This is a genomic window from Arcicella sp. BE140, from assembly GCF_031456255.1.
Classification (GTDB): domain Bacteria; phylum Bacteroidota; class Bacteroidia; order Cytophagales; family Spirosomataceae; genus Arcicella; species Arcicella aquatica.
Window position 1 is genome coordinate 165,397 of record NZ_JAVDUE010000013.1, and the last position, 6,000, is coordinate 171,396.

7 protein-coding genes are annotated in these 6,000 nt (G+C 35.1%); 1 reads left to right on the plus strand and 6 read right to left on the minus strand.

From position 1 onward, the window contains the following. Positions 1-195 precede the first annotated feature (195 nt). The 6 genes from J2Y60_RS17950 to J2Y60_RS17975 all read right to left on the minus strand — a co-directional run bounded on the left by J2Y60_RS17950 (position 196) and on the right by J2Y60_RS17975 (position 5,595). Positions 196-1,122, minus strand: coding sequence for a 2-dehydropantoate 2-reductase (locus J2Y60_RS17950; RefSeq protein ID WP_309921146.1), 927 nt, complete (start codon positions 1,120-1,122; stop codon positions 196-198). Further along, complete coding sequence (locus J2Y60_RS17955; RefSeq protein WP_309921143.1) at positions 1,112-3,013, minus strand: CocE/NonD family hydrolase; 1,902 nt, start codon at positions 3,011-3,013, stop codon at positions 1,112-1,114. The genes J2Y60_RS17950 and J2Y60_RS17955 overlap by 11 nt, the downstream gene beginning before the upstream one ends. Before the next feature lie 10 nt (positions 3,014-3,023). Next, positions 3,024-3,581, minus strand: a complete 558-nt coding sequence (locus tag J2Y60_RS17960; protein WP_309921141.1) for a DUF1572 domain-containing protein — start codon at positions 3,579-3,581, stop codon at positions 3,024-3,026. Between the two features lie 13 nt (positions 3,582-3,594). Further along, positions 3,595-3,876 (minus strand): hypothetical protein, encoded by a 282-nt coding sequence (locus J2Y60_RS17965; RefSeq protein ID WP_309921138.1) that lies wholly within the window; start codon positions 3,874-3,876, stop codon positions 3,595-3,597. A gap of 183 nt (positions 3,877-4,059) precedes the next feature. Then, positions 4,060-4,896, minus strand: a complete 837-nt coding sequence (locus J2Y60_RS17970) for an alpha/beta hydrolase (RefSeq protein ID WP_309921135.1) — start codon at positions 4,894-4,896, stop codon at positions 4,060-4,062. Between the two features lie 102 nt (positions 4,897-4,998). Continuing rightward, on the minus strand, positions 4,999-5,595 hold the full coding sequence (locus tag J2Y60_RS17975) for a TetR/AcrR family transcriptional regulator (protein ID WP_309921132.1): 597 nt from the start codon (positions 5,593-5,595) through the stop codon (positions 4,999-5,001). 202 nt (positions 5,596-5,797) lie between these two features. On the opposite strand from J2Y60_RS17975, the gene J2Y60_RS17980 reads away from it, so the two are divergent. After that, the coding region (locus tag J2Y60_RS17980) for a hypothetical protein (RefSeq protein WP_309921129.1) at positions 5,798-6,000 on the plus strand (203 nt) is incomplete at its 3' end.

The window sequence follows — 6,000 nt, forward strand, 5'->3', positions numbered from 1 at the left end:
GAAAAATTTCAAAATGCGTTTCATTTCTGCAATGTAACATTGCCTGACACTCTGACGTAGTGAAAAACACTACGCCAAGCTAGTGTTTTTCTATAGTAGCACGAGTTTCCAACTCGTAAGGTAACGATTACTTTACGAGTTGGAAACTCGTGCTACTGAAAAATGCCCTTTCAAAAGACTCAGCTTCTAAAGGTTTTATTCGCGAAAATTCAGTTCAGCTTTTATTTTAGTAAGGTCGCCAAGTAGTTTTGTTTGTACTACATTATTCTCTTTGCCTAATTTCTGGGCAATAGCTACTATGGCAAGATTTAGTGTTTCAATCTCCGTTTTTCGTTTATTATGAATGTCTTGTAAGGTCGAGATAAGCTGGCCGTCGGACATCTTGCTAATCATTAATACACTTTCAATTACTTCTTGTTCAGTTATTTCAATGCCAGATAAATTGGCAATTTTAACACATTCGCTAATTACGTTTTCTGCTAAATCCATAACGCCTTTATCTCTTAAAAATATACCATTATCAGTATCTAAAAGTGGGCAAATGGAATTGAAAACACAGTTTACAATCGCTTTTTTCCAGATAGTATATTGAATGTTTTCTTCTGCTCTAAATTGAAACATTGGGTTGTCTAGCTGGTTTACAATATGGTGTAGGGTATCTTCTTTACCATTAATGATCCCAATTTGCGATACTGCTACGGGTTTGAACCTTACTAGGTTTTCTCCTACTACTTGGCAGGTCGTAAACAACACACATCGATGTATATCTGTGAACCCTTTTTCAAGAAACGGAGATTCTACGCCTAGTCCATTTTGTAGAAGGACTATCGGCGAGTATTTAGCACTTATCTTTAAAGTTTCGGCTAGCTTTTCATTTCCAAAAGATTTATTGGTGACGACCAATATTCCATCGAATGCTGAATGACTAGCAAGAGAACTCACTTCGATTTCGGCTTTCAAAATAGTTTGTTGGTCTATTTGAACAGCTATTGTTTCGTATTGTGTAGGGATATTGTCTACACTTCCCCTGATGATATATACGTCTTTGCCCTCTAATTTTAAAAAAACTGCTAATGCTTTACCTACAGCTCCTGCACCAATGATGTATATTTTATTTCCCATTTATAGTGTTTGATAAAATGTTCACGGATATTTTACTTTCGCTGAATATTTTTATGGTTGCTTTCTGAAAATCTCTTTCATTGGCTTTATAAATATTGTTTACGAATTTTTGAGGATTAACATCGAATAAAGGAAAGGCTGACGACTGTATCTGAATCATGATGCTATTCCCTTTTTTAAAAGTGTGGTAAACATCTTGAAGTCGAAAATCCACATTAGTTTTAAGGTTTGGAACAAGTGGTTCAGGACGGGCGAAGGAATTTCTGAATTTTGCTCTCATTATTTCACTACGAACCATCTGCTGGTAGCCAGCCAATTTGATACCTTCTGGCGTATAAGGACTATTGGGTTCATTCTGAGGGTAACCGTCAATAACTTTAACAAAAAAATCAGCGTCAGTTCCTGAGGTTGAAAATTTTAGTTTGACCTTTATCTCGCCAATAAAGGTGATATCCTCCTGTAATGCTTCGGTTTGAAAAGTTAGCACATCCTTTCTATGAGCAACAAATCGTTGGTCGTCACTCATGTAATTAGGTAAGAAATCAAGAGATTCAAATACTCCTTCCGCATAAGGAACTGGATGCTTAGGGTCGGATACATATTGCCGAAATCCATTTTTGGGATAAACTGCTGATAGTTTTTTATCTGCATGAAGGTATAAATCTAACCCTACAGCATCTTTAACTGGATATTCAGCAAAATTTGTCCATTCTTTTTTACCTGTATCAAAAAGGTATGCTTTGGGCAATTGGGTGCCTTTGTCGATTACGTTTTTTAAATGTTTTTTGTAAAATAGTAATTCGATGTTTTTCTGAAAAAATGTTGCTAAACTATCCCCAAAATAGATGTTTCCTTGCAAATGGTGTCCCTGTTCTCTTGACCAATCTCCATGACCAAAAGGCCCCATAATCAACGTGTTTGACACAGCAGCATTGTTTTTTTCTATCTGCTTATATATATTCAACACACCAACCATATCTTCGGCATCGAACCAACCGCCAACATTTAATATGGGAGGCATTTTTGTAGGTGGATTCAAATGGGGAATTATACTGCGTTTTTGCCAAAAATCATCATAGTTAGGATGCTCAATTATTTCATTCCAAAAGAAATTATTTGAATACAGTTTTCCAAAATTTTGTAGAGGGGTCATTGACTTATACCAATTGTAACCATTGTTGCTATTAATTTCAGGGAAATGTGCTAGAAACCAATGACTTTCGGTTGGTTTTTGGGTAGGAATACCAAAAACTGGCAGGGCATTGCCAACAGCCAAAACAAAAGCACCATTATGGTGGAAGTCTTCAATGAAAAAATCTGAAATGGGTGCTTGTGGAGAAACTGCTTTGATAGCAGGATGTCCGCTTAAAGCACCTGCAATGGCATAAAAGCCAGTATAGGAAATGCCATATAATCCTACATTGCCATTGTTGTTCGGAATGTTTTTCAATAGCCATTCTATGGTGTCGTATGCATCAGAAGATTCATCTACGTCTTTTAAATTTTTTTTCGACGGAATGTAAGGAGTCATATTTGTAAAAATACCCTCAGACATGTATCTTCCTCTCACGTCTTGCTTGACAAAAATAAATTTTTCTCGCATTACGTGGGTTGAATAATACAGGAGCTTTGGGTAATTGCTAGTCCCATAAGGTGAAGAACCAAAACATGTACGGTGGATTAAAAAAGGGTAGGGGTTTTCAATGGAAATATCTTTAGGAATATAAATAGAGGTGAATAATCTAATGCCATCTCGCATAGTGATATACACTTCTTGTTTAGAGAAATTTTCACGCACAAAAACTGAATCCTGTTGAGCCAATGTTAGCTTTTGCTCAGTTAACATAATGGGCAAAAGAACAAGAAAGAAGGCAGATAGAAAGGTTTTCATGGGTTGAATATTATTTTAGGTACTCATCTGTAAAATGAGTTTTCTGTTTTGGCTTAGAAAATTTGTTGCTATTGTAACTATCCGAATTACCTTTTGGTATAGATAGAGATTGCCAGTTATCAGTAGCCATTTTACCGATATAAACAATTTGCCCAACATGGTATGGATAATGAGCAAGCTGTCTGTTGATGGCTTCCTGCACGGTATGCCCTTGGTTTCGTATATATATAATAGTGTCTAAATCGGCATAGGTTAATGTGTTGAGTGTATTGAATAGACAATTCCACCCTTCATTCCACTTATTCATTAAATCATCTTTGGTGCGGATGATATTTTCAAATTCCGCATCCCTATTCCTCCATTCCTTTTCACCATCTGTTGTTAAGAAATCCGACCATCGTGAAAGCATATTTCCAGCAAGGTGGTTTACAATCATCGCAATACTATTACTTTCCTCGTTGTATTGCCAGAAAAGCATATCATCACTTACTTGGCTAAAGGTTTTTTCTGCAAGCATTTTGTAGTACTCAAATTGCTTAATGGCACTATCTAAATAATTGTTTTCCATCTTGATTGTATAGTTATAATATTCCTTCTTCTAGTTTTTCTAAGTAAATAAACGCTGGAGCTTTTACACCTGCTTTCATTCTAATGTCAATTAGCTCAGGCGACTCAAAGAATTTCTTTGCATTTTCAAGGGAAGTCCAAGCAGAAAAATGTACGATGTTGTTAGCATCCTGTTCGTATTTAAGTAATTGATAAGAAATTTCGCCTGCTAGTTTCCTAATGGTTGCGGCTTCGTCAAAGACTTTTTTCCACAATAGATAATCTTTTACTTCGTGTATGATTAAGACGTATTTCATTTTGAAAGACTGTTTTTAAAATTAAGATTCAATAAATTAAAACGGCTGTAAAACAAATTTTTAAGTAATCAATACAATTTAAGCAACGTTTTTGTTTGTCATAAGTAACTGAAAATAAATCATTTGAATGCTATCAAGACGGCAGAATGTTCACTAATTACTAATCAATATTTACTATGATGTTTATTGTATAAAACTGATAATCTCCTGTAGTAATTCTTCACTTTTCAATTCATGCCCAAGTCCCTTAGTAAGTTTCAGCGTTGAGCCTTTCCAAACTTGACTGAGGTTTTCTGAATCTAGATAATTGGTAGATTTATCTCCTCTATAATGAACAATGAGTGCCTTTGTTTTAATATGTTGGGCAAAATTGATTGCTGAGAAGTACGAAGGCTTTTGATGTAGTTCTTTTTCAAATTGCTCAGCAATTAACCTGATGGCTTTATTTGAAAGTCCCAAGAATTGAACATAAAACGCAAAAAACTCTTCTACTTTTCCTGGAGCAGCCAAAATAACCGCATTTTGAATGGTTGCTTCTGGATTTCTACTTAGATAATAAGTAGTAGCAAAGCCACCTATTGAATGCCCGATAATGGTATGTAAATCGGGGTGCTTTTCTAAGAATGCAGACAAAGTTCTTTCATAGATAACTAAATTCATGATTTTACCCGTAGAGTTACCATGTGCAGGAGCATCTAGTGCTAAAACTGTAAAGTCATGTTCGACCAAAGTCTTAATATATGATTTCCACCTGAAACTATGACTTGCCCAACCATGAACCAATAATACTTTTTTGGAACCAGTACCCCAACGGTAAGTTTGAATTTTGTTTCCGTCAACTTCAAGTATTTCACCAAAGGCAGGCATCAAAAATGCTTGATGGTGTGGCTTGAGCCCTTTTGAAAATGGCGTACAAAAAAGGTTAAAACCATCTTTTTTTAGCTTTTCAGGAAGCACAAAGGCTAACAGATTGAAATAAAGACCTGTAAAACGTGCTGATATTTTTTTTATGCTTGCCATGCTGATATTTTAAATGATGTTGCCCATAAGATAAAGCAGAAGTTTTACATAGTGTTGAATTAAGTTAAAATAAACCGTTCGGTTTATTTTTGAATAAAAAAATTAGCGTAAATATTGTGTATTAATGGTAGCTTTTAGGTTTTCTAACAAGCTATTTAATATTTTGGGATTATCCGCCAATTTACTCATCATCAGCCCACCTTGGATAACACTAAATATCAATGTAGCTTCCTTCTGAGCATCTAAGTCATCCCTAAATTCTTTTGACTCGATACCTTTGCGAATGATTAACGTTAAGCCTCCTAACAGTTCATCTAGTGCTTTTTGTGCCTTTACTTTGAGGAAGGGCAGATTGTCGTCAGATTCTATCGCAGTGTTGAGTAGAGGGCAACCACCTGCTGTTAAAGGACTTATACTATAGTTTTTATAGAAACTTAGAATAGCAAAGAGTTTGTCTTTGGCAGTATTTTCTTTTTTGATTTTAAAGCGTAAAGCTTCTAAAAGCTTACCTATAGAATGTTCAAATGCTTCAATAGCGATTTGGTCTTTACTTTCAAAATTTCCATATACACCACCCTTGGTTAATCCAGTGGCCAACAAAATATCACTCATAGTGGTAGCACTATAACCCTTAGTATTGAAAATAGGAGCTGATTTTTCAATAATAGCTTGTCTGGTAATATCTGATTTTGTAAACATAGAACAAATATAAACCAATCGGTTTGCAAAATGCAAATGTATTTTTTGTTTTTTATGAATGAAGGTAGGTCACTAAAAATTTTGTAGTTTTGCTCTGTCTAGTACAAGTATCAAGCAAAGCGTCCAAGACTCAGTCTTGAACGAGTAGGAGAATTTATTGCCTCGTTAGGGATGAAGAGGGAACCTAATAGCCTAAAACCTGATGCAGTCAGAGACTGCCTTATTATTTATCGGTCCAAGTATGAAGACATGGAACAGCACGGCACGGGTAAGTAGAGGTAATTTAGAAATTTTGAAGACTTTTAAACTCATTAAAATGACAGGAAATGCAACACTTTTTTCACGAAGTTTTAATGTGAAAAATTTTAAAGAGATTATTGAAAAAAATAAGGGATATTTCTTTGA